This window comes from Streptomyces sp. NPDC088794, from assembly GCF_044750545.1.
Lineage (GTDB): Bacteria > Actinomycetota > Actinomycetes > Streptomycetales > Streptomycetaceae > Streptomyces.
The window spans coordinates 27,068-48,044 of sequence record NZ_JBIVKB010000014.1; the positions used below are offsets into that span (position 1 = coordinate 27,068).

Annotated in this window: 21 protein-coding genes; 11 read left to right on the forward strand and 10 right to left on the reverse strand. The window is 71.5% G+C overall.

Annotation, left to right across the window (positions count from 1 at the left end; all coding sequences use genetic code 11):
• Positions 1-422 precede the first annotated feature (422 nt).
• Complete coding sequence (locus tag ACIP6U_RS33275) at positions 423-1,937, forward strand: glutamate-cysteine ligase family protein (RefSeq protein ID WP_401725681.1); 1,515 nt, start codon at positions 423-425, stop codon at positions 1,935-1,937.
• A gap of 8 nt (positions 1,938-1,945) precedes the next feature.
• On the opposite strand, the gene ACIP6U_RS33280 is transcribed toward ACIP6U_RS33275, so the two are convergent.
• A complete protein-coding gene (locus ACIP6U_RS33280) occupies positions 1,946-3,715 on the reverse strand; it encodes a substrate-binding and VWA domain-containing protein (RefSeq protein ID WP_401725684.1) in 1,770 nt (589 codons plus the stop codon).
• Positions 3,716-3,901: 186 nt separating this feature from the next.
• On the opposite strand from ACIP6U_RS33280, the gene ACIP6U_RS33285 reads away from it, so the two are divergent.
• Positions 3,902-4,702 carry a CPBP family intramembrane glutamic endopeptidase gene (locus ACIP6U_RS33285; protein ID WP_401725686.1) on the forward strand — a complete coding sequence of 267 codons (801 nt, stop codon included), beginning with the start codon at positions 3,902-3,904 and terminating at the stop codon, positions 4,700-4,702.
• Positions 4,703-4,753: 51 nt separating this feature from the next.
• Here ACIP6U_RS33285 and ACIP6U_RS33290 read toward each other — a convergent pair whose 3' ends face one another.
• Positions 4,754-5,563 carry a PhzF family phenazine biosynthesis protein gene (locus ACIP6U_RS33290; protein WP_401725689.1) on the reverse strand — a complete coding sequence of 270 codons (810 nt, stop codon included), beginning with the start codon at positions 5,561-5,563 and terminating at the stop codon, positions 4,754-4,756.
• 177 nt (positions 5,564-5,740) lie between these two features.
• Here ACIP6U_RS33290 and ACIP6U_RS33295 point away from each other — a divergent pair, with 177 nt between their 5' ends.
• Entirely contained in the window at positions 5,741-6,526 is a 786-nt protein-coding gene (locus ACIP6U_RS33295; RefSeq protein WP_401725691.1) for a cyclase family protein, read from the forward strand.
• The gene (locus ACIP6U_RS33300; protein WP_401725694.1) at positions 6,523-8,220 is read left to right on the forward strand and encodes a thiamine pyrophosphate-binding protein; all 1,698 of its coding nucleotides are present in this window, start codon (positions 6,523-6,525) and stop codon (positions 8,218-8,220) included. Before ACIP6U_RS33295 ends, ACIP6U_RS33300 begins: the two co-directional genes overlap by 4 nt.
• Positions 8,221-8,252: 32 nt before the next feature.
• On the opposite strand, the gene ACIP6U_RS33305 is transcribed toward ACIP6U_RS33300, so the two are convergent.
• Positions 8,253-9,137, reverse strand: a complete 885-nt coding sequence (locus tag ACIP6U_RS33305) for a helix-turn-helix transcriptional regulator (RefSeq protein ID WP_401725697.1) — start codon at positions 9,135-9,137, stop codon at positions 8,253-8,255.
• A gap of 142 nt (positions 9,138-9,279) precedes the next feature.
• Between ACIP6U_RS33305 and ACIP6U_RS33310 the strand changes: the two genes are divergently transcribed.
• On the forward strand, positions 9,280-10,296 hold the full coding sequence (locus ACIP6U_RS33310; RefSeq protein WP_401725699.1) for an aldo/keto reductase: 1,017 nt from the start codon (positions 9,280-9,282) through the stop codon (positions 10,294-10,296).
• Positions 10,297-10,325: 29 nt separating this feature from the next.
• Here the strand turns inward: ACIP6U_RS33310 and ACIP6U_RS33315 are convergent, their stop codons facing one another.
• A complete protein-coding gene (locus tag ACIP6U_RS33315; protein ID WP_401725702.1) occupies positions 10,326-11,216 on the reverse strand; it encodes an aminoglycoside phosphotransferase family protein in 891 nt (296 codons plus the stop codon).
• A gap of 126 nt (positions 11,217-11,342) precedes the next feature.
• On the opposite strand from ACIP6U_RS33315, the gene ACIP6U_RS33320 reads away from it, so the two are divergent.
• Positions 11,343-11,984, forward strand: coding sequence for a PadR family transcriptional regulator (locus tag ACIP6U_RS33320; RefSeq protein WP_401725705.1), 642 nt, complete (start codon positions 11,343-11,345; stop codon positions 11,982-11,984).
• A gap of 142 nt (positions 11,985-12,126) precedes the next feature.
• Here the strand turns inward: ACIP6U_RS33320 and ACIP6U_RS33325 are convergent, their stop codons facing one another.
• Positions 12,127-12,555, reverse strand: a complete 429-nt coding sequence (locus tag ACIP6U_RS33325) for an SRPBCC family protein (RefSeq protein ID WP_401725708.1) — start codon at positions 12,553-12,555, stop codon at positions 12,127-12,129.
• 88 nt (positions 12,556-12,643) lie between these two features.
• Positions 12,644-12,832 carry a hypothetical protein gene (locus tag ACIP6U_RS33330; RefSeq protein ID WP_401725711.1) on the reverse strand — a complete coding sequence of 63 codons (189 nt, stop codon included), beginning with the start codon at positions 12,830-12,832 and terminating at the stop codon, positions 12,644-12,646.
• Positions 12,833-13,031: 199 nt separating this feature from the next.
• On the opposite strand from ACIP6U_RS33330, the gene ACIP6U_RS33335 reads away from it, so the two are divergent.
• Together ACIP6U_RS33335 and ACIP6U_RS33340 are read left to right on the forward strand one after the other, a co-directional pair.
• Positions 13,032-13,577: a Clp protease N-terminal domain-containing protein gene (locus ACIP6U_RS33335; RefSeq protein ID WP_401725713.1), complete on the forward strand. Its 546-nt coding sequence runs from the start codon at positions 13,032-13,034 to the stop codon at positions 13,575-13,577.
• 105 nt (positions 13,578-13,682) lie between these two features.
• The gene (locus tag ACIP6U_RS33340; protein WP_401725716.1) at positions 13,683-14,681 is read left to right on the forward strand and encodes an EamA family transporter; all 999 of its coding nucleotides are present in this window, start codon (positions 13,683-13,685) and stop codon (positions 14,679-14,681) included.
• Positions 14,682-14,800: 119 nt separating this feature from the next.
• Here the strand turns inward: ACIP6U_RS33340 and ACIP6U_RS33345 are convergent, their stop codons facing one another.
• Positions 14,801-15,493, reverse strand: coding sequence for a pyridoxamine 5'-phosphate oxidase family protein (locus ACIP6U_RS33345; protein ID WP_401725719.1), 693 nt, complete (start codon positions 15,491-15,493; stop codon positions 14,801-14,803).
• 64 nt (positions 15,494-15,557) lie between these two features.
• Here ACIP6U_RS33345 and ACIP6U_RS33350 point away from each other — a divergent pair, with 64 nt between their 5' ends.
• Positions 15,558-16,898 (forward strand): aminotransferase class I/II-fold pyridoxal phosphate-dependent enzyme, encoded by a 1,341-nt coding sequence (locus tag ACIP6U_RS33350; RefSeq protein ID WP_401725722.1) that lies wholly within the window; start codon positions 15,558-15,560, stop codon positions 16,896-16,898.
• Between the two features lie 66 nt (positions 16,899-16,964).
• Here ACIP6U_RS33350 and ACIP6U_RS33355 read toward each other — a convergent pair whose 3' ends face one another.
• On the reverse strand, positions 16,965-18,011 hold the full coding sequence (locus ACIP6U_RS33355; protein WP_401725724.1) for a DMT family transporter: 1,047 nt from the start codon (positions 18,009-18,011) through the stop codon (positions 16,965-16,967).
• Between the two features lie 74 nt (positions 18,012-18,085).
• On the opposite strand from ACIP6U_RS33355, the gene ACIP6U_RS33360 reads away from it, so the two are divergent.
• The gene (locus ACIP6U_RS33360; RefSeq protein WP_401725727.1) at positions 18,086-18,988 is read left to right on the forward strand and encodes a LysR family transcriptional regulator; all 903 of its coding nucleotides are present in this window, start codon (positions 18,086-18,088) and stop codon (positions 18,986-18,988) included.
• A 43-nt stretch (positions 18,989-19,031) separates the two neighbouring features.
• Here the strand turns inward: ACIP6U_RS33360 and ACIP6U_RS33365 are convergent, their stop codons facing one another.
• On the reverse strand, positions 19,032-19,499 hold the full coding sequence (locus ACIP6U_RS33365) for a pyridoxamine 5'-phosphate oxidase family protein (protein WP_401725730.1): 468 nt from the start codon (positions 19,497-19,499) through the stop codon (positions 19,032-19,034).
• 160 nt (positions 19,500-19,659) lie between these two features.
• On the opposite strand from ACIP6U_RS33365, the gene ACIP6U_RS33370 reads away from it, so the two are divergent.
• The gene (locus ACIP6U_RS33370; protein WP_401725732.1) at positions 19,660-20,316 is read left to right on the forward strand and encodes a cysteine hydrolase; all 657 of its coding nucleotides are present in this window, start codon (positions 19,660-19,662) and stop codon (positions 20,314-20,316) included.
• Here the strand turns inward: ACIP6U_RS33370 and ACIP6U_RS33375 are convergent.
• Positions 20,303-20,788 (reverse strand): Rieske (2Fe-2S) protein, encoded by a 486-nt coding sequence (locus ACIP6U_RS33375; protein WP_401725735.1) that lies wholly within the window; start codon positions 20,786-20,788, stop codon positions 20,303-20,305. The genes ACIP6U_RS33370 and ACIP6U_RS33375 overlap by 14 nt on opposite strands.
• Positions 20,789-20,977 lie beyond the last annotated feature (189 nt).

The following is a 20,977-nucleotide window of genomic DNA, read 5'->3' on the forward strand; positions in this document are numbered from 1 at the left end:
CACCTCGACGGCAGGTTCCAGGACCGCGGGCGCCACCCCTCTGCCTTGTTCGCGGAGTTTATACGAGGTGTGTTCTGACGATGTTTCGTCTAGCCGCTTCCGGTGTACCCGGCAAGAGTGCATTCGGCCGGAGATTCGCGGGAAACCTCCCGTTTCCGATCGGGCCCTACGGCGGTGACCTCGGAGAATGCGGGAGAAGCGGTCGGCCCATTCTCGTCGGCGTTTTTCACGAGTCTGTCGGGAACTCGAAACTGCGCGCTGCCCCATGCCCGGTGAATGTGCCGCCGGTCACATCTGGCCAGAGTAGCGGGCGGCGGGCCGGTACGGGGACGTTATCGATCGGCTCGGCTGGGCATCATCCCACGTGACCCGGCACGCCGGCGGCCGATCTTCGGCCCGTCCGTGAGAGGAGGGATGCTCCGATGGGGGAGAAGGTCGTCGCAGGTGGGTTCGATCTGTCCGATCGGCAGCGTTACCGCGCCAAGCTCCGACGGTGTCTGACGGGGCTGGAGCGATTGCTGGAACAGAAGCTGTTCGACCGACCCCAGAACCTCATGGGGGTCGAGATCGAATTGAATCTGGCCGGCCCCGACGGCATGCCGAGAATGCTCAATGCGCAGGTGCTCGAACGGATCGCGAGCCGAGATTTCCAAACAGAACTCGCCATGTTCAATCTGGAAGTCAACATAGCCCCACACAGGTTGGGCGGCCGGGTATTCGACCAGCTCGCCGAGGAACTCCGTACGTCACTGGCATATGCTCACCGTAAAGCGGGGGAACTCGACGCCGGAATCATCATGATCGGTATTCTGCCGACCCTCGACCGGGACGATCTGATCTCCTCCAATCTCTCCGACGTCGACCGCTACACCCTGCTCAACGACCAGATCGTGGCCGCCCGGGGCGAGGACTTCGTCCTCGACATCGACGGTGTGGAACGCCTCACCTGCACCTCGAAGTCCATAGCCCCGGAGGCGGCCTGCACCTCTGTGCAGCTGCACCTCCAGGTCACGCCCGGCCGCTTCGCCGACGTGTGGAACGCCGCGCAGGCCGTCGCCGCCGTGCAGGTCGCCGTCGGCGCCAACTCGCCCTTCCTGTTCGGCCGTGAGCTGTGGCGCGAGTCCCGGCCGCCGCTCTTCCAGCAGTCCACCGACACCCGGCCGCCCGAACTGCAGGCCCAGGGGGTGCGCCCGCGCACGTGGTTCGGGGAGCGGTGGATCGACTCCGCCTACGACCTCTTCGAGGAGAACCTGCGCTTCTTCCCCGCGCTGCTGCCGATCCACGACGACGAGGAGCCCCTCGACGTCCTCGACGCCGGCGGCATCCCGAGTCTGGCCGAACTCGTCCTGCACAACGGCACGGTGTACCGCTGGAACCGCCCGGTCTACGGCATCGCGGACGGCGTCCCGCACCTGCGCGTCGAGAACCGCGTACTGCCCGCGGGCCCCACCGTCACCGACATCATCGCCAACGCGGCCTTCTACTACGGCGTCGTCCGCGCCCTCGCCGAGGAGTCCCGGCCGGTGTGGAGCAGGCTGCCCTTCGAGGCCGCCGCCGCCAACTTCGACGAGGCGTGCCGGCACGGCATCGACGCCCGTCTGGAGTGGCCCCGCGGCCGGTACGGCGGCACCGCGCAGATCGACGCGGTGACCCTCGTACGCGATGAACTGCTGCCGCTGGCCGAGGTCGGGCTGGACGCGTGGGGGGTGGAGCCGGCCGACCGGGATCTGTATCTGGGGGTCATCGAGGAGCGCTGCCGGCGCCGGGTCAACGGCGCGTCCTGGCAGGCGGCGACCTTCCACGAGGCGCTGGAGGCGGGGCTCGCGCGGGATGCCGCGTTCGCCGCGACGACCCGGCGCTACAGCGAGCTCATGCATCAGGGAGAGCCCGTGCACACCTGGCCGGTGGGTCTTCCGGAGCCGGTGCCGCTGGGGTGAGACGCAGGTCAGTCGCCGGTGTCGCCCTGGGCGCCCGCCGCCACGATCGCCTTGAGGATGACCGTGTGGATCTGGGCCGGGTTGCTGACCGACTGGCCCGAGCCTCCGGTGGCCTCGGCGATCTCCTGGGCCTCCTCCTTGTCGGCGTCGGGGCCCACGGCGATCACGATGAGCGGCACCGGGCGCTCGGGGTTGGTGAGCTTCTGCAACTCCGCGATCAGGCTGGTGCGGGAGATGCTGCCGGGGTCCTGGTTGACGCCGTCGGTGAGGATGACCAGGGCGTTGAACTTCCCGGGGGAGTACGACTCGGTGGCCGCCCTGTACGCGGCGAGCGTGGTGTCGTAGAGACCCGTGGCCCCGTCCGGGACCGGCTTCAGGGCGCTGAACGCGGCCGACAGCTTGTCGCGCTGGGTGCCGGCGGCCTTCTGGTCGCCGAGCCGCTCGGTCGGCACCAGGATGCGGTAGTCCTTCTTGCCGTCCAGCTTGGTGGAGAACTCCCACAGGCCGATCTCGTCCTCCGGGGTGAAGGTGGCGAGGGCCTGGAGCAGTGACGCCTTGGTCACGTCCATGCGCGACTGACCGGTCTTCGGCACCGGCTCAGACATCGACGAGGAGGCGTCCACGACCGTGGTGATCCGCGCGCTCTGCACGGTGATCGTCCAGGTGCCGAGCGCCTCCTGGAGCGCCGCGTCCTCGGCCGGCTGCGGGGCGGCCTGCGCGTACGGCTGCGGGCCGGCGCCGCCGGCCTTGGCGACCACGGTCGCCGGCGCCTGGTCGTCGTCCGTGCGGAAGCCGTACTTCTCCAGCAGCCGCAACTGCTCGGGCTGGCGCAGGTAGTTCATGAACCGCAGCGCGGCCCGGCTCTGGTCCGTGGTGAGCTGGTCGACCATCGCGTACGGGTAGTCGAGCCGGGGCGAGCCGTCCTTCGGGTAGAACATGTCCAGGCTGCCGTCGGTGTCGTTCGACGTGTTGTACGCGTACGCCGCCTGCTCGGTGAGGATCAGCGCCTGATTGCGCTTGGGGTTGCCCTGCTCGGTGCCCGAGGAGTCCCGGGGCAGCGTGTCCAGGACCTGGCCGTCGGTGTCCGAGGTGCGCTGCGACAGCGTCTTCATCATCGCCGCCGCCTGGGTGTCGCCGTCCTTGAGACCCGAGGCGGCCGTCCCGATCTGGGTCAGCGCGAGCAGCCCGGTCGCACTGCGCGAGGGGTCGGCCGCGCCCAGCTTGAGCGAGTCGCTCTGCAGGGTGGCACCGGCCAGTTCGATCCAGCTGTACGTCTTCTTCGGCCACCCCAGTGACTTGGCCGCGGCCGGCACCATGGCCACGCCGACCGGGGTGGAGGCCACCGCGCCCGACGGGGTCACGTCGGTCGCGCCGCTGTCGGCGGTGATCCGCTGGATCCAGAGGTCGGCGTCCGGCACCCACACCTGCTCGTCGATCTTCTTGCCCGCGCCCAGCGTGTCGGCCACCTTGTACGACTCACGGGCGTTCACCGTGACGGCGACACAGCGGCCGTCGGAGGTGATGTCCTCGGTGCGGGCCCGCTTCGCGGCGGCCGTCAGGGCGGGGGCGATGTCGGGGGAGGCGGCGAGCGAGATCCGTACCGGGTCGTCCTGGCAGGAGGTGCCGAAGGAGAGCAGGCCGCTCTTGGCGGCGGCCGCGGTGCCGCCGGCGACGGTGAGGACGAGGGCCGTGGCGACGGCCACCGTGCGACGGCGGGCGCGGGGGCGGGGGTCGCTGACGCCCGCCCCATACTGAGTGGGCAAGCTGTGACGTCCCATGACGGTGGTGCCCCTCCCTGTTGAACCTCGTGCCGGATTACAGCCGTACGGCATGGAACGGGGGAGGCACGCCCGTACGGCGTCCGTCCCCCCGACGGCCTGTCACGCACGATCTTCGTATGTTCTTTCGAGACCCTAGCGGGGCGAAGATAGGCGTGAGGCGGGATTGAACAACTGGAGGCAGGTGTGCAGGCAGAGGCGGGTCCGGTGGCCGATTCTTTTCCTCAGGAGCGGCCCACGCGACGGATTCTGCGGGACGAGACACTGCTCGTTCTGGGGCTTTCGCTCGGTGCGAGTGGAGTGTCCGCCCTGATCAGTTTTGTCGGATCGGTCACGAAACCAGGAGGTCTCAAGGACCAGGCGGCGACGCTCAACGCGTCGGCCGCGCCGGGCCGGCCCTGGCTCGATCTCGCCTGGCAGCTGTTCGGGATCACCTCGGCCCTGGTGCCGGTCCTGCTCGTCGCGCACTTCCTGCTGCGGGAGGGGCAGAGCCTGCGCACACTCGGCTTCGACCGCACCCGGCCGTGGCCCGACCTCGGCCGGGGCGCGGGGATCGCGGCGGTGATCGGCAGCACCGGAATCGCCTTCTATCTGGCGGCTCGCGGGCTCGGCTTCAACCTCACGGTGGTGCCCGAGGCGCTGCCCGACGTGTGGTGGAAGTACCCGGTGCTGATCCTGTCGGCGATGCAGAACGCGATCCTCGAAGAGGTGATCGTCGTCGGGTATCTGCTGCGCCGGCTGGGGCAGTTGGGCTGGACGCCCGGGGCCGCGCTGGTGGCCAGTTCCGTACTGCGCGGTAGCTACCACCTCTACCAGGGCATCGGCGGCTTCCTCGGCAACATGGTGATGGGCCTGGTGTTCGTCTTCCTGTACCGCCGGTGGGGTCGGGTGGGTCCCCTGGTGGTGGCGCATTCCCTGCTCGACATCGGGGCGTTCGTGGGCTACGCGCTGCTGGCGGGGAAGGTGGGGTGGCTGCCGACGGCGTGACCGTCGGCAGCGGGTTTCGGTGGGCGTCTCGGGCGGGGTTTTCGAAAGCCTTTAGACGAGCAGCTCGCCCTCGATGACGACGACCGCGCGGCCGTTCAGCAGGGTGCGGTCGCCGCGCAGTCGGGTGCGGACGCGGCCGGAGCGGGGCGAGGCCTGGAGACCGGTCAGGTCGGGGCGGCCCAGGCGCTCGGACCAGAAGGGCGCGAGGGCCGTGTGGGCGCTGCCGGTGACCGGGTCCTCGTCGATGCCGATGCGCGGGAAGAAGCAGCGGGAGACGAAGTCGTAGCCGCGGGCCGGGTCCTCGGCGCGGGCGGTGGCGATGATCCCGCGCTCGGAGAAGGCGGCCAGGGCCCGATGGTCCGGCGCGAGCGAGCGCAACGTCTTCTCGTCCGCCAGCTCCAGCACCAGGTCGCCGACCTTCGGGCCGGTGTCGAAGGCGACGAGCGGCTCGGCGCCCAGCGCCTCGGCGACACCGGCCGGGACCTCGACCGGAGTGAGCGGAGCGGTCGGGAAGTCCAGGGTGATCGAGCCGTCCGCCTCCGGCGTCGCCCCGAGGACACCACTGCGGGTGGCGAACCGCACCGGGCCCTCGTGGGCGCCGGTGGCATGCAGGACGTGCGCCGTGGCGAGCGTCGCGTGACCGCACATGTCGACCTCGGTGGCCGGCGTGAACCACCGCAGCGCCCAGTCGGCCGCGCCGCCCTCGGGCAGCGGATGCGCGAACGCGGTCTCGGCGTGGTTCACCTCCAGGGCCACCCGCTGGAGCCGTTCGTCGTCCGGGAACGCGTCGAGGAGCAGGACCCCGGCCGGGTTGCCGGTGAAGGGACGGTCGGTGAAGGCATCGACGATTCGGATAGGCATGCGCCCGACGGTAGGAGGCCGGGGGACGGGACGGCCAAGGCCAATTCGGGGATGCTGGACCGATTTTGGGGCGGGCGGCGCAGGTGGCGGCTCGTGTTCGGCTCTACCGTGGAGGCGCAGGCGCGCTTCAGCGTGTCGTGCGCGGTCGTGAGTTCAGCACCGTCCCAGGAGGCCGTCATGTCCCAGCCGTCCGTTCTCGCCGCGCTGCTCGCCGGGTTGCGCGGGGGTTCGATCGAGGTCGTCGATCTCACGTCGCCGCTGTCCTCGTCCACACCGGTGATCCAGTTGCCGCCGGAGTTCGGGCAGACCCAGGTGTTCGAGCTGGAGGAGATCAGCCGGTACGACGACCGGGGCCCGGCCTGGTACTGGAACAACTTCCGCAGCGGCGAGCACACCGGCACCCACTTCGACGCGCCGGTCCACTGGGTCACCGGGAAGGACCTCACGGACGTGGCGTCGGTGCCGGCGGGCCGGCTGATCGCGCCCGCGGCCGTGCTGGACTTCTCCGAGCAGGCGGCCAAGGACCCCGACTTCCTCGTCGAGGTGGGCCACATCAAGGCCTGGGAGGCGGAGCACGGGCCGCTGCCCGACGGGGGCTGGCTGCTGCTGCGCACCGGCTGGGACGCCCGCTCGGAGTCGCAGGAGGCGTTCCTCAACGCCGACGAGAACGGCCCGCACACGCCCGGTCTGTCGCCGGAGTGCGCGCGCTGGGTGGCCGAGGAGGCGCCGGTCATCGGCCTGGGCGTGGAGACGGTGGGCACGGACGCGGGCCGGGCGCACTCGTTCGAACCGGCGTTCCCCTGCCACTCGTATCTCCTGGGCAGTGACAAGTACGGGCTGACCCAGTTGCAGAATCTCGGCGCGCTGCCGCCCACCGGGGCCGTCGTCCTCGCCGGGCCGCTGCCCATCGTCAGCGGATCCGGCGCTCCCGCGCGCGTGCTCGCGCTGGTGGAGCGGTCGTGAAGGTCGCCGAGGCCGTCGGGCGGGCGCTGACCGCGGCCGGGGTCGACCACGTCTTCGGCGTGGTCGGTTCGGGCAACTTCCACCTCACCAACGCCATGGTCGCGGCGGGCGCCCGGTTCGTCGCCGCCCGGCACGAGGGCGGCGCCGCCACCATGGCCGACGCGTACGCCCGCACGAGCGGCACCGTCGCCGCCGTGAGCGTGCACCAGGGGCCCGGGCTGACCAACGCCGTCACCGGCATCGCCGAGGCCGCCAAGAGCCGGACGCCGCTCCTTGTGCTGGCCGCCGAGGCGACACAGCCGACCTCCAACTTCCGGATCGACCAGGCGGTCATCGCGCACTCGGTCGGCGCCGTCACCGCGCGCCTGACGACGGCCCACGACGCGGTCGCGCAGGCCCTCGCCGCGCTGCACCGGGCCCGGCACGAGCGGCGCACGGTCCTGCTGGACCTGCCCCTGGAGGTGCAGGCCCTGGACGTGCCGGAAGAAGTGGCGCGGACCTTGGGTGGGGCGCAGGGCGTGGACGCGGAACGGGCCCTGGACTCGGTACAAGCCTTCGCCCCCGAGCCCGAACCGGTGTCGGTCGAGCCCTCGGCGGCCGAACTGGCCGAGCTGGTACGGCTGTTGGACCGCTCGCACCGCCCGGTCTTCGTGGCCGGGCGAGGCGCGCGCACGCCGGACGGCCGGGACGCCCTCGCGGCGCTCGCCGACCGGTACGGCGCTCTGCTGGCCACCTCCGCCGTCGCCCGGGGACTCTTCCAGGGCGGCGACTGGTCCCTCGACGTGTCCGGCGGCTTCGCCTCACCCCTGGTCGCGGAACTGATCCAGGGCGCCGACCTGATCGTCGGCTGGGGCTGCGCCCTGAACATGTGGACCATGCGGCACGGCGGCCTCATCGGCGCCGGCGCCGGTGTCGTACAGGTCGACGACGATCCGGCCGCGCTCGGCGTGCACCGTGAGGTCGACCTCGGTGTCACCGGTGACGTGGCACGGACCGCGCGGCGGGCACTGGAGTCGTGCGGCGGCGAGCGGCGCGAGGGGTACCGGACGCCCGAGGTCGGGACCGCCCTGGCCGCGCGGGCGCGGTGGCGGGACGTGCCGTACGAGGACGAGGGCACCCGGGAGCGGATCGATCCGCGGACGCTGAGCATCGCGCTGGACGACGTGCTCCCGGCCGAGCGGGTCGTCGGCGTGGACTCCGGGAACTTCATGGGCTATCCCAGCGCGTACCTGTCGGTGCCGGACCACGAGGGGTTCTGCTTCACGCAGGCCTTCCAGTCGATCGGCCTGGGCCTTGCGACCACGATCGGCGCTGCGCTGGCCCGCCCGGACCGGCTGCCGGTGGCCGCCCTCGGCGACGGCGGGTTCCTCATGAGCGCCGTGGAACTCGACACCGTGCGCCGGCTCGGACTGCCGATGGTGGTGGTCGTCTACAACGACGACGCCTACGGGGCGGAGGTCCACCACTTCGGGCCCGAGGGCCACCCGCTGGACACGGTCACCTTCCCGGAGACGGACCTCGCCGCGATCGCCCGCGGCTACGGCTTCGAGGCGGTCACCGTCCGCACCGGGGCCGACCTCAAGACGGTCGAGGACTGGCTCTCCGGGCCCCGCACGGCGCCGCTCCTCATCGACGCCAAGGTGACGCGCGAGCACGGCGCCTGGTGGCTGGAGGAGGCGTTCCGGGGCCACTGAGCCGGCCCGCCGAGTCGGTTGTCGGCCTAGCTTCAGGGGTGCGGGGCGTCCGATTGTGCGGCCGGTGCCGGGTGTTGAGAAGACCGGGACCAACTGGCCAGCAGCTTCAGGCGTTCCGCGGAGGCGGACCCTGGTTCGACGGTGGCGAGGCCCAGGATCTGCTCGGGATCGTCGGTGGGGGCGAACGCCTCGTAGCCCAGGACGAGTTCACCGACGACGGGGTGGTGGTAGTGCTTGGTGCCGTGGGTGCGCTGGAACACGTCGTGGTCGGCCCACCAGTGGCGGAAGTCCGCGTCCTGGACGGAGAGTTCGCCGACGAGTTCGGCCAGGGCGGGGTCGTGCGGATGACGTCCCGCGTACAGGCGGAGTGAGGCGACGATGCCTCGCGCGGCGCCTTCCCAGTCGACGTACAGGGTCCGGAAGTGGTCGTCGAGGAAGACCAGGCGGGCCATGTTGCGGCTGCGGGCGGGCAGGGCGTCGAAGTCCGTGTACAGGGCGCGGGCGAGGTCGTTGGCGGCCAGGACGTCCATGCGGCGGCCGTGGACGAGGGCGGGGACGTCCGTGAGGCTGTCGAGCAGCAGGCGCAGACCGGGGCGTACGCGCTGCGGAGGCAGCGGGCGAGGACGGGCGCGGGACGGCTTGGCGATCCGGAACAGATGGGCGCGCTCCAGATCGTCGAGGCGCAGGGCGCGGGCGATCGCGTCCAGGACCGACGCGGAGACGTTGAGGTGGCGGCCGCGCTCCAGGCGGACGTAGTAGTCGACGCTGACGCCGGCGAGCTGGGCGACCTCCTCGCGCCGTAGGCCGGGAACGCGGCGGGTGCCGGGCAGGGGCGCCAGGCCCACCTCCTCGGGGGTGATCTTCGCGCGGCGGGAGCGGAGGAAGTCCCGCAGCTCGCTGTTCGGTTCCTGGGCCATGCCACCACCGTAGACCGGGTGACCTGGGAAGTGGCTGCCCCCAAGGGGGTCTGTCGGACCCCCGGTCGGAGCGGGTCTCCCGGCCCGGCCACGCGTGGTGCTCCTCTGGTGGCAGGCAAGCACGCACCTGGAGGAACCCCTCATGAAACGCAGGATTCTCGGCGGCACCGGCATGTCGGTGAGCGAGTACGCGCTCGGCGCGATGATGTTCGGCGCGATGGGCAACACCGACCACGACGAGTCGGTCCGCATGATCCACACGGCACTGGACGCCGGGATCAACCTCGTCGACACCGCCGACGTGTACTCCGGCGGCGAGTCGGAGGTGATCGTGGGCAAGGCCCTGAAGGGCCGCCGTGACGACATCGTCCTGGCCACCAAGTTCGGGCTGCCGATGGGCGAGGATCCCAACCGGCGTGGCGGCTCGGCCCGTTGGATCCGGCGCGCGCTGGAGGACAGCCTGCGCCGCCTGGACACCGACCACGTCGACCTCTACCAGATGCACCGCCCCGACCCGCACACCGACGTCGACGAGACCCTCGGCGCCCTGTCGGACCTGGTCCGGGCCGGGAAGATCCGGGCCGTCGGCGGCTCGTTCTTCTCCCCCGAGGAGATCGTGCAGGCCCAGTGGACGGCCGAGCGCCGGGGCCACCAGCGTTTCCGCACCGAGCAGCCGCCGTACTCGATCCTCACCCGCGGTGTGGAGAGCCGGGTGCTGCCCACCGCCCAGCGCCACGGCATGGGCGTGCTGACCTTCGGTCCGCTCAACTCCGGCTGGCTCTCGGGGCGTTCGGATCCCACCGCCGGGCACCGCAACGCCGGTCTCGGGGCCAAGATGTTCGATCTCGACCAGCCGGGCGTACGGGCCAAGGCCGACGCCGTGCGCGACCTGACCGCGCTGGCCGCCGAGGCCGGCCTGTCGCTGCCGCATCTGGCCATCGCGTTCGTCCGGGCCCACCCGGCGGTCACCGCGGTACTCATCGGCCCGCGCCGCCCCGAGCAGCTGACCGACCTCCTCGCCGGGGCCGACGTGGAACTCGGCGACGACGTCCTCGACCGCATCGACGAGATCGTCCCGCCCGGTGCCGACGTGAACCCCGGGGACTTCTACATCGACCCGACCCCGCCGATCACCGACAAACGGCTGCGGCGCCGCTGAAGCACGCTCGCCATCACGCCATCACGCCATCACTCCGTCGACTCCAGGAGGCGGTCGAGCGTCCGGTGCCCCAGGCTGCTCATCGTCGGATTGGTGTCGACGTAGTACCAGACAAGGCCCATCGCCTGCTCGAAGGCCCAGGCCCTGCCGCGCTCCCACTCCAGGTCGTCACAGGTCAGGGTTCGCCGGAGCACGTCCCGCGGGCCCGGTTGCAACAGGTGCCAGGCGCTGACCAGGTCCAGCGCGGGGTCGGCCGGGCCGAAGCCGCCGGTGTCGAGTACGCCGCTGAGCCGGTCTCCCGCGACCAGCACATTGCCGGGGATCAGGTCACCGTGGCTCATCACGTCGGCACTCGTGCGGGGCAGCTCCCGGAAATGGCTCCACATCCGGCGCAGCCGGGGCACGTCGAGCATCCCCTCGCTCTCCGCGAAGCACTTCGCCATCCAGTCGTCGTGGTCGGCGAGTACACCGCCGCGATTGTCGCCGTCGAAGAGCCGCCCCCGTGTGTCGGCGTCGCGGAGGGCCGAGATGAAGGCCGCGAGGTCCTCGGCGAAGGCGTTCGATCCGCTCGGGTCGGCATCAGCGGCCGGCGTTCCCCGCAGCCATGTCTGGACCGACCACGGCATGGGGTAACCCGCTCCGGGCTTTCCCAGGGCGACCGGTTCCGGGACGGGGAACGGGGACACCTGTGCCAGCTCCGCGCTCGCCCGGGCTTCCCGTTCCAGCACCGCCAGGGTCTCGGCGGCATCGGCGAGGCGGAGTGGGAAGCGCGCCGAGAGGTCGTTCCCGATGCGGAAGATGGCGTTGACCGTCCCGGTCGACGGCAGGAGTCGGATCGCCTCGTCGCTCCACTCAGGGAACTGTTCCTGGATCAAGGTCGCGACGACCTCGGTGGTCACGTCCACTTGGTCAGCGTGCATGAACAGCCAGTATTCATACGCCGCGGTCCGGAGCCACCGAGATTTCAGGAGGGGCTTGCCAGGCGATCGGTTCCGATATATCGTTGACGCATCGCGACAGATCAACGATGGAATGGAGTGATTGCGATGCGTTCCCATGGGCATGAGCATGGACACGGTGGCCCCGGCTCTCGCGGCCGAGGCGGTTTCGACGGTCGGCGTGGTGCCTTCGGGCCCTTCGGGCCGGGGGGTCCGGGTGGACCCGGTCCCGGTCCCGGCTTCGGTTTCGGTGGACCCGGGTTCGGTCCCGGGCCCTGGGGGCCGAGGGGTCGGGGCGGACCGCGCGGACGGGCACGGCGAGGCGACGTACGCGCGTCGATCCTGGCCCTGCTCAAGGACCGTGCGATGCACGGTTACGAGATGATCCAGGAGATCGCCGAGCGCAGTGGCGGGGCGTGGAAGCCCAGCCCCGGTTCGGTGTACCCCACCCTCCAGTTGCTGGAGGACGAGGGCCTGATCACGAGTGAGTCCGAGGGCGGCAAGAAGCTGTTCTCGCTCACCGAGGCCGGCCGCACCGCGGCCGACGAGGGCCCGGACGCGCCCTGGGAGGAAGCCTCCCGCGGCGTCGACTGGGAGGCCCTCGGCGAGATCCGGCAGGCCGGTTTCGGTCTGATGGAGGCCTTCGGCCAGGTCTGGAAGACCGGCAGCAAGGAGCAGCGCGAGAAGGCGCTGAGCGTCATCAACGACGCCCGCAAGAAGCTGTACCTGATCCTCGCCGACGAAGACTGACGAGGGCTGACGAGAAGCGGTACGCACTGGCGAGAACCGGTACGTGCCGACGGCCTCCCCGCCGTGAGCAAGGCGCCCCGCGGAGCGATCCGCGGGGCGCCTTCGCGTGTCCGATGCCGGTCGGGGCGGTGGCTCGTGCCGCTCAGGCGACCAGCCCGTCCAGCTTCCGCAGCGACTCGTCGAGCGCGGCCGTCGCCGAGTCCTTGAGCTTGCCCGCCATCAGGGAGACGGCGGCACCGGTGAACTCGCCGTCGATGCGCACCGTCGTGGCGTCGCCGTCCGGGACGAGCGTGTAGCGCGTCACCACGGTCACCTGCATCGGCCCCTTGCCGCGAATGGCGAACACCCGGGCCGGCTCCAGCTCCTCGATGGTCCAGTCGACCTCCGCCGGGAAGCCCATCAGCTTCATGTTCTCCTGGAAGGTCCCGCCCACGGCGAGCGTCTCGGGGCCGCCCTTGGGGAAGTTGGTGTGGGTCGCGTTCCACTCGCCGTACGCGGACCAGTCGGTGAGTTGTGCCCACACCTTCTCGGCGGGGGCTCCGATGCGTGCCTCCGCGCTGACTTCGGCCATGCGACCACCCCTTCGTTTCGGGCTCCTGTGCGCGGAACGTAGCCGCAGGGGTCGCAATATTCAATACTGATGAACCGTCAGAAATACTTCAGCCGACCCGTCGTATCAGCGCCGCGTCGAACAGGTCCCACGCGCGCGGGAGTGTGCTCTCGTCGTGGCAGTGCCAGGCGTCCCAGAACAGGTCGGCGGGCAGTGCGTCCTCCGGGGCGTACACCCGGTACACGTACTGCTTGCCGTCGACGGCCGGCAGCGCGACCAGCCAGCACCTGCTCTCCACGTCCCTGTGGGACGAGCGACCCGGGCGCCGCGGTTGCGCACCGGGCGCACCGCACAGTGGCGCGCGCCCCCCGGGTGGGCAACGGCCTGATCTCATCCGTAAGAAGGAGATTTCGGCCGCCCGAGTCCACTCTGCGTGGGACGGGAAGATGCTTCCGTCCGGGGATGACCGAATGCCCTGGGACTGATGGGGTGGGGATGTGCAACCCCGGATCCCTCGGCAGTCGGTCGGCGAGCAGGCCCTCGGCCCTCGCGCGGACACCACTGCCACGCTCAGCGCGGAGCTGGCGGCGGTCGTCACCGCTGCCCGCCGCCGTGCGGTGCGGGACGGGGACCGCCAGATCGACACGGCCCATCTGCTGCACTCCCTCCTCGAGTACGACCCCGACGTGCGCGCCGTCTTCGACGACGGCCCCGAGATCGCCCGGCTGCTCGGCTACCTCGTGCAGCGCAGCATCGGCTACGGACTGCGCTGGCAGGGCAGTGTCGAGGACTCCGGCGCGGTACCCGTGGTGAAGGAGAGCGAGGGGCTGTCGCCGCTCGCCGCCGGGGCGATGGGGTACGCCTGCGACCGCGCCGCCGGCCGCGGCGACGAACCGGCCTGTGGGGTCGACCTGCTCGCGGCGCTCGTGGCGGACCCGCAGGCACGCGCCGTCGAGGTGCTCGACCGGGCCGGGATCGACCGGCACGAGGTGACCGCCCGGGTCGAGGACTTCCTGTCGCAGTCCGGCTCGTCCAGCCGGTGACGGCAGTTCGCATCGTCCGGCCGATGACGGCCTCCGGCTCGTCCAGCCGGTGAGACAGGAGTCATCGGGGGTGACGCTCCTGTCGGGCCCTGTCATCATGTCCGGGTGCAGACGTCGAAGAGCAGTGCGGGCAGTCCCGGCAAGGGCGTCGGGCTCGGTCTCGCGATCGGATCGGCGATCGCCTTCGGGGGATCCGGGGTCGCGGCCAAGCCGTTGATCGAGGCGGGCCTCGACCCCCTCCACGTGGTGTGGCTGCGGGTGGCGGGCGCCGCGCTGGTGATGCTGCCGGTCGCCGTGCGCCACCGCGCGCTGGTGCGCCGCCGCCCCGCGCTGCTCGCCGGCTTCGGACTGCTCGCCGTGGCCGGCGTCCAGGCCTGCTACTTCGGCGCGATATCCCGGATACCCGTCGGGGTCGCGCTGCTGGTCGAGTACCTCGCGCCCGCCCTCGTCCTCGGCTGGGTGCGGTTCGTGCAGCGACGGCCGGTGACGCGTGCCGCGGCGCTCGGTGTGGTCCTCGCGGTGGGCGGCCTCGCCTGTGTCGTCGAGGTCTGGTCGGGCCTGAGCTTCGACGCGATCGGTCTGCTGCTCGCCCTCGCGGCCGCCTGCTGCCAGGTCGGCTACTTCGTCCTGTCCGACCAGGGCAGCGACGCCGGCGAGGACGCTCCCGACCCGCTGGGCGTGATCGCGTTCGGTCTGCTGATCGGCGCCCTGGTCCTGACCGTCGTGGCCCGCCCCTGGACCATGGACTGGTCGGTGCTCAGCGGCTCCGCCGACATGAACGGCACGTCCGTCTCGGCCGCCGTCCTGCTGGTCTGGATCGTGCTGATCGCGACCGTCCTCGCCTACGTCACCGGAGTGGTCTCCGTGCGCCGGCTCTCCCCGCAGGTCGCGGGCGTCGTCGCGTGCCTCGAAGCGGTCATCGCGACCGTGCTGGCCTGGGTGCTGCTGGGCGAGCACCTGTCCGCTCCGCAGATCATCGGCGGCGCGATCGTCCTCCTCGGCGCGTTCATCGCCCAGTCGACCGCCCCTGCCAAGGGCTCCCCGGACCCGGTGGCGAGCGGCGGCCCGGAGCGGGAGCTGTCCGCGAAGGGGACGGCCACCTGAGCGGTCGAGGGGGCGATGGGGACGGCCATCTGAGCGGTCGAGGGGACGGTGGGGCGGTCGCCTGAGCGGCCGGGAGGGGGAGTCGGCCACCTGAGTGGCCGAGAGGGCGGTCGGGCCGGTCAGCCGGCGGGCGTCGCCAAGTAGTCGGGCAGCTCGATGCCAGGGGTCAGGTCCCCGTCGGGCACCGGGGATTCGTAGCCCTTGCGGAGCGGGACCACGCCGGCCCAGTGGGGGAGCGGCATGTCCTCGGGCTCGTCGCTGACCCCGCCGGTGCGGAGCTTGGCGGAGACCTCGTTCAGGTCGAGGCGGATCACGGCGGTGGCGGCCAGCTCCTTCTTGTTCGCGGGCCGGGAGTCCGCCGCGCGGCCCGGGACGACGTGGTCGACGAGGGAGTCGAGGGCCGCGCGCTTCTCCTCCGGGTCCGTCACGTCGTAGGCGATGCCGTGCACGACCACGGACCGGTAGTTGATCGAGTGGTGGAAGGCGGAGCGGGCCAGGATCAGCGCGTCCACGTGCGTCACCGTCAGGCAGACGGCCAGCCCCGGGTCGGCCTTGCCGGTCATCCGCAGCGGGCGCGAGCCGGTCGAACCGTGCACGTAGAGCCGGTCGCCGACCCGGCCGTACAGCGTGGGCAGCACCACGGGCGCGCCGTCGCGGACGAAGCCGAGGTGGCAGACGTAACCCTCGTCGAGTATCGAGTGCACCAACTCCTTGTCGTACGACGCCCGCTCCGCGGAGCGGGTGGGGACGGTGCGGTCGGTCGGCGTGTAGGCGGCGGGCTGAGACGTCGTCGGCTGGGCGGTCCCCGGCATGGCGTTCTCCGTAGGTGTTCGTGGCGTGTTGCGTCCGATATTGCACTAGTGCATAATCTGCTTTGTGCTAGAAGGATATCGGATCGAAGGGCGACGCGCAGCGGAGATTGCGGCCAGCGTCGAGCGAGCGGTGGGCGCCGGGGCGCTGGAACCGGGTCAAGTGCTGCCGCCCATGCGGGAGTTGGCGGTCGAGCTGGGGGTGAATCCCAATACCGTCGCGTCCGCGTACCGGGTCCTGCGGGAGCGCGGGGTGATCGAGACCGCCGGGCGCCGGGGCAGCCGGGTGCGGTCGAAGCCGGCCACCACCGGGCGGGAGTACGTCCGCACGGACGTGCCCGAAGGGGTGCGTGACGTGGCGAACGGCAACCCGGACCCGGCGCTGCTGCCGCCCCTGGGCGAGGCCTTCGCGGCGGCGGCAGCGCAGGCGGACCGGGAGCCGGTGCTGTACGGCGACGCCCTCGTGGAACCGGCGCTGGCGCGGATCGCGCGCGCCGAACTGGACGCCGACGGAGTCCCTGGCGGACCCGTGGCCGTCGCCTCGGGCTCGCTCGACGTCATCGAGCGCGTGCTCGCGGCGCACCTCAAGCCGGGGGACACCGTCGCCGTCGAGGACCCCGGCTGGGGCGGCCTCCTCGATCTGGTCCCGGCGCTCGGGCTGCGGTTCGTCCCGGTCGGCGTCGACGACGAGGGACCGCTCCCCGACGACGTACGGCGGGCTCTCGCCGCCGGGGCGCACGCCCTGATCGTCACGGACCGCGCGCAGAACCCGACCGGCGCCGCGGTGACCGCAACGCGCGCGCGTGCGTTGCGTGCCGTGCTCCGGGAGCATCCGGAGGTCCTGCTGATCGAGGACGACCACGGACTCGGCATCGTCGACCTGCCCCTGCATCCGCTGGCCGGCATCACCCGGCATTGGGCCTTCGTGCGCTCGGTGGCCAAGGCCTACGGGCCCGATCTGCGGCTCGCCGTGTTCACCGGGGACGACGTCACCGTCGACCGGGTGAGCGGGCGGCACCGGCTCGGTCCCGGCTGGGTCAGCCGGATCCTTCAGCGGGCCGTGGTACGGCTCTGGTCCGACGGCGCGCTCGACACGGCGGCGGTGGCGAAGACCTACCGGCGACGCCGAGACCTGCTGATCGACGCGCTCGCGGCACGCGGGGTGGTGGCCCACGGGTGCAGCGGGCTCAACGTCTGGATCCCGGTACCGGACGAGACCGGCGCGGTGTCCCGGCTCCTGCACGCCGGCTGGGCGGTGGCCCCCGGCGCCCGCTTCCGTCTGAACGCGCCGCCCGGTATCCGGGTCACCGTCTCCACCCTGACCGACTCGGAGACGGCTCCGCTGGCGGACGCGATCGCGTCGGCGGTGGGGCCGGCGGAGGGGGCTGTGGGGCGGAGGTATGTGTAACGAGGGCGGGGGCGGAGGCGGAGGTATGAGTAACGGGGGCGGAGGCGGAGGCGGAGGCGGAGTTGCCTAGGCCTTCGAAGTGGCCGCGGACTCAACGGACTTGGCCGTGACTCCGGCCTCGCTCACCGTCCCGGCGGCCTGCTCTCCCTCTCCGGCCTGCTCAACCCTCCGTCCACGCCCCCGCGGCCTCGCCTGCGTGAGCGCCGCCCCCGCCAGCACGACCACCGCGCCGACCGGCGTCGACCAGGTCAGGGACTCGCCGAGGATCGTGACGCCGGCGGCCGTGGCGATGACCGGGATGAAGTACGTGACCATCTGCGCGGTGGTGGGGCCGACTTCGGCGACCAGACCGTACTGGATGAGGACGGCGAGGCCCGTGCCGAGGGCGCCCAGGGCGGCGATGGCGAGGAGGGGGCCGGGGGAGAAGTGATCCGGGAGGGAGGTGAACAGTGGCGTGACGACGGCCAGTTGGAGCGTCGCCAGCAGCAACTGGGCGCCCGTCAGGGAGAGATGCGAGTGGCCGTTACCGGCGAGGGTGCGGCGGACGTAGATCCAGCCGATCGGGTAGCTGAGCGAGGCCAGCAGGGCCATCGCCGTGCCCGTGGCGTCCAGTCCGTGGAAGCCCTGCCAGGCGCCGAGGACGGTCAGGACGCCGAGGAAGCCGATGCCGAGCCCCGCCACGCGGACGCGGGTCGGCCGGTCCTCGGAGAGTGCGACCAGGGACAGGGCCATGCCCCACAGCGGTGAGGTCGCGTTGCAGATCCCGGCGAGGGTGGAGGGGATCGTCAGCTCGGAGTAGGCGAAGAGGGAGAACGGCAGGGCGTTCAAGAGGAAGGCGGCGACCGTCAGATGGAGCCATGTCCGCCGGCCGCGCGGCAGACGCTCCCGCTTCACGGTCATCGCCGCCGCCAGCACCGCCGTACCGAACACCAGGCGCCCCAGGGTCACTTGGAACGGGGCGTACCCCTCCGTGCCGACCTTGATGAGGAGGAAGCTGAAGCCCCAGATCAGGGAGAGGACGCCGAAGCGGAGGCGCCAGTCGGTGCGGGGCGCGGTGGCGGCCCCGGGTCCGGTGGCGGTCGCGGTGGGCGTGGCGGTCGTGGCGGTGTTCATGGCCGTAACGATGCCGCAGCCGATCTCGTAGCACCATCGAGATTTCGGTACCGGTATCTCGTAGGATCGCTTACATGTTGAATCTGGAGCGCCTGCGCACCCTCGACGCCCTGGCCCGGCACGGCTCGGTCAGCGGGGCCGCCGACGCGCTGCATGTCACCACCTCCGCGGTCTCGCAGCAGATGTCCAAGCTGGAGCGGGAGGTGAGCCAGCAGCTGCTCGCCAAGAACGGGCGGGGGGTGCGGCTCACCGACGCCGGGCGGCTGCTCGCCGAGCACGCGGCACGGATCCTGTCGCAGGTCGAGCTGGCCCAGTCCGATCTGGAGGCGCAACGCGGGCAGGTGGTCGGTGAGTTGAGGGTCTCGGCGTTCCCCACGGCCGCGCGCGGGCTGTTCCCCGTCGCGCTCGCGGATCTGCGTGCCGAACATCCGGGGCTGCGGGTGCGCTCCACGGAGTTGGAGCCGGAGGGCGGCATCGCCGGGGTGGTCCGCGGCGACCTCGACCTTGCGGTCTGTCTCGACTGGTACAACAAGCCCATGCCGCTGCCCGACGGCCTGGTGAAGGCATCCGTCCTGGACGACCCGGCCGACCTGGCGATGCCGGTCGGGCACCGGCTCGCCGGGCGGGACGAGGTGGACCTCGGGGAGCTGGCCGAGGACGAGTGGATCACCTGGGGCGAGGGCGAGTTCTGCCACGAGTGGCTGATGTTCACGCTGCGCTCGCGCGGGATCGAGCCGATCGTCGCGCACCGCGCCGCCGAGACCCACACCCAACTGGGCCTCGTCCAGGCCGGGTTGGGTGTCTGCATCGCCCCGCTGCTCGGCCGCCACCCGATGCCGGCCGGTGTCGTCACCGTCCCGCTCGTCCAGCGGGTGCGCCGGCATGTGTACGTCGTCTGGCGTGCGGACGCCGACCGCCGCCCCTCGATCAGGGCGGCGGTACGGGCGTTGCAGGACGCGGCGCGGAAGGTGGGCTGACGCGGACGCTGCCGTCCGGACCGGCCCGGCGCCGCGAACCCCCTTACCGCCCGCCCAGCTTGCGGAAGTCCCAGGACACGATCTTGTCCGGCGTCAGCCGTACCCAGGCGTGCCTGCCGTCGTGCGGCATCTCCTCCAGGTTGAAGTTCTTGCGGGCGAACAGCGTTTCAGGGACGTCGAGTTCGGCGCGCAGCTCCCCGGTGCGGGGGGCCTCGCCCACGAACTCCACGGCACCGGACAGCTCGACACCGCGCAGCTCGTCGTACTCCTCACCGGTGTCGACCACGATCGCGACCCGAGGGTCGCGGCGCAGATCGGTCCACCGCTTGCTGCGCACCACGGAGTACAGCCACATCGAGGTGCCGTCCCAGGCGAACCACAACGTGCTGACGTGCGGCGCACCGCCCGTCGACACCGTGGCCACCCGGCAGTTGCGCTGGGTGGTGAGGAACTCGTCGAGTTCACCCGGTGTCATCATGATCTTCCGGCCTCGACGCTGAGTGACGGTCATGCGGCCCCCTCTTCTCTCACGTCGTGTCAGAGGAACTCCAGTGATCCTCTGACATCACGTCAGAAAAGGATGGGTCGTCTTCCGTCCCTGCGCAATGGTGGCTAGTCTCGCCCGCTCAACACCGCTCGCTCCAGACCGCCCGCCGCGTCGAGGGGGAATCGTGCCGTCGCACGAACAGCTCAGTGAACTGCTCGACCCGGCGACCACGGTGGTACTCACCGTCGAGTGCCAGCAGGGGGTCGTCGGACCGGACAGCGCCCTGCCCCAACTCGCCCACGAGGCACGGTCGTCGGGCGCCCTCGCCAACGTCGCCCGGCTGGTGGCCGCCGCCCACGAGAGCGACGTCCAGGTGATCCACGCGGTCGCCGAGCGCCGCCCCGACGGCCGCGGCGCCAACCACAACGCACGGCTCTTCCGGGCCGCCGAACGGCTCCCCGTCCAACAGCTGTCCGGCACCACGGCGGTCCGGGTGGCCGCCCCGATCGAGGTCGCCGAACAGGACTTCGTCGTACGACGGTTGCACGGGCTGTCTCCGATCCAGGGCACCGACGTCGACGCGCTGTTGCGCAACCTCGGCTGCCGCACGCTGGTGGTGAGCGGGGTCTCGGCCAACGTGGCGATCCCCAACACCGTCTTCGACGCCGTGAACCGCGGCTACACCGTCGTCGTGCCCGCCGACGCCATCGCGGGAGTGCCCTCCGACTACACCCCCGCGATGATCCGCCACACCCTCGCATTGGTCGCTACGGTCGCGACCACGGACGAGGTGTTGGGCTGTCTCCGCGGGCCCCGGCGCGCGCGGGTCAGGCCAGCGTGATCGAGTCCCCGGTCACGGTGATCGTCTGCTCGGGCAGCGGCTGTGTGGCGGGTCCCTTCTTCACGCTGCCGTCCGCCACCGAGAACTCGCTCTTGTGGCACGGACAGACGATGACGTCACCCGTGATCTGGGTGACCGCGCAGCCCTGATGGGTGCATTTGGACGAGAAGGCCTTGTAGGTGCCGGCCGTCGGCTGGGTCACCACCACGGCCGGGTCCTTGAAGATCTTGCCGCCGCCCTCGGGTATGTCGGCCGTCTTCGCCAGGGCGGCACCACCCGCGCCGGACGAGGCGCTGGAGTCCGAGCCGCCGCTCGCGTTGTCCCCGGCCTGGGTGTTGGAGGAGTCGGAGGAGGACGAGTCGTCGCTCGATCCGCACGCGGTGAGCGCGGCGGCGAGACCCGCCGCGCCCACCGCCGCCACGACGGTGCGTCGGGTGGGGGTCGGGGCGGTGTGGAGCGATTCGCTGGTCATGCGGACGTTCCCTTCCATGGCATGCTTCGTCGATCTGTACAGGGGTACGGGCGTCGGTCACCCGTTGTTCATGGGTGTCGCGATCCTGGCGCGGGCGGGCCCAGAGGTGGGTAAAGCCGCGCTGTCGCTTTGCTGTCGGTGTCGGCGTGCCGCGCCGCGGGGGCCGTCCCCGGAGCCGGTCAACACCCC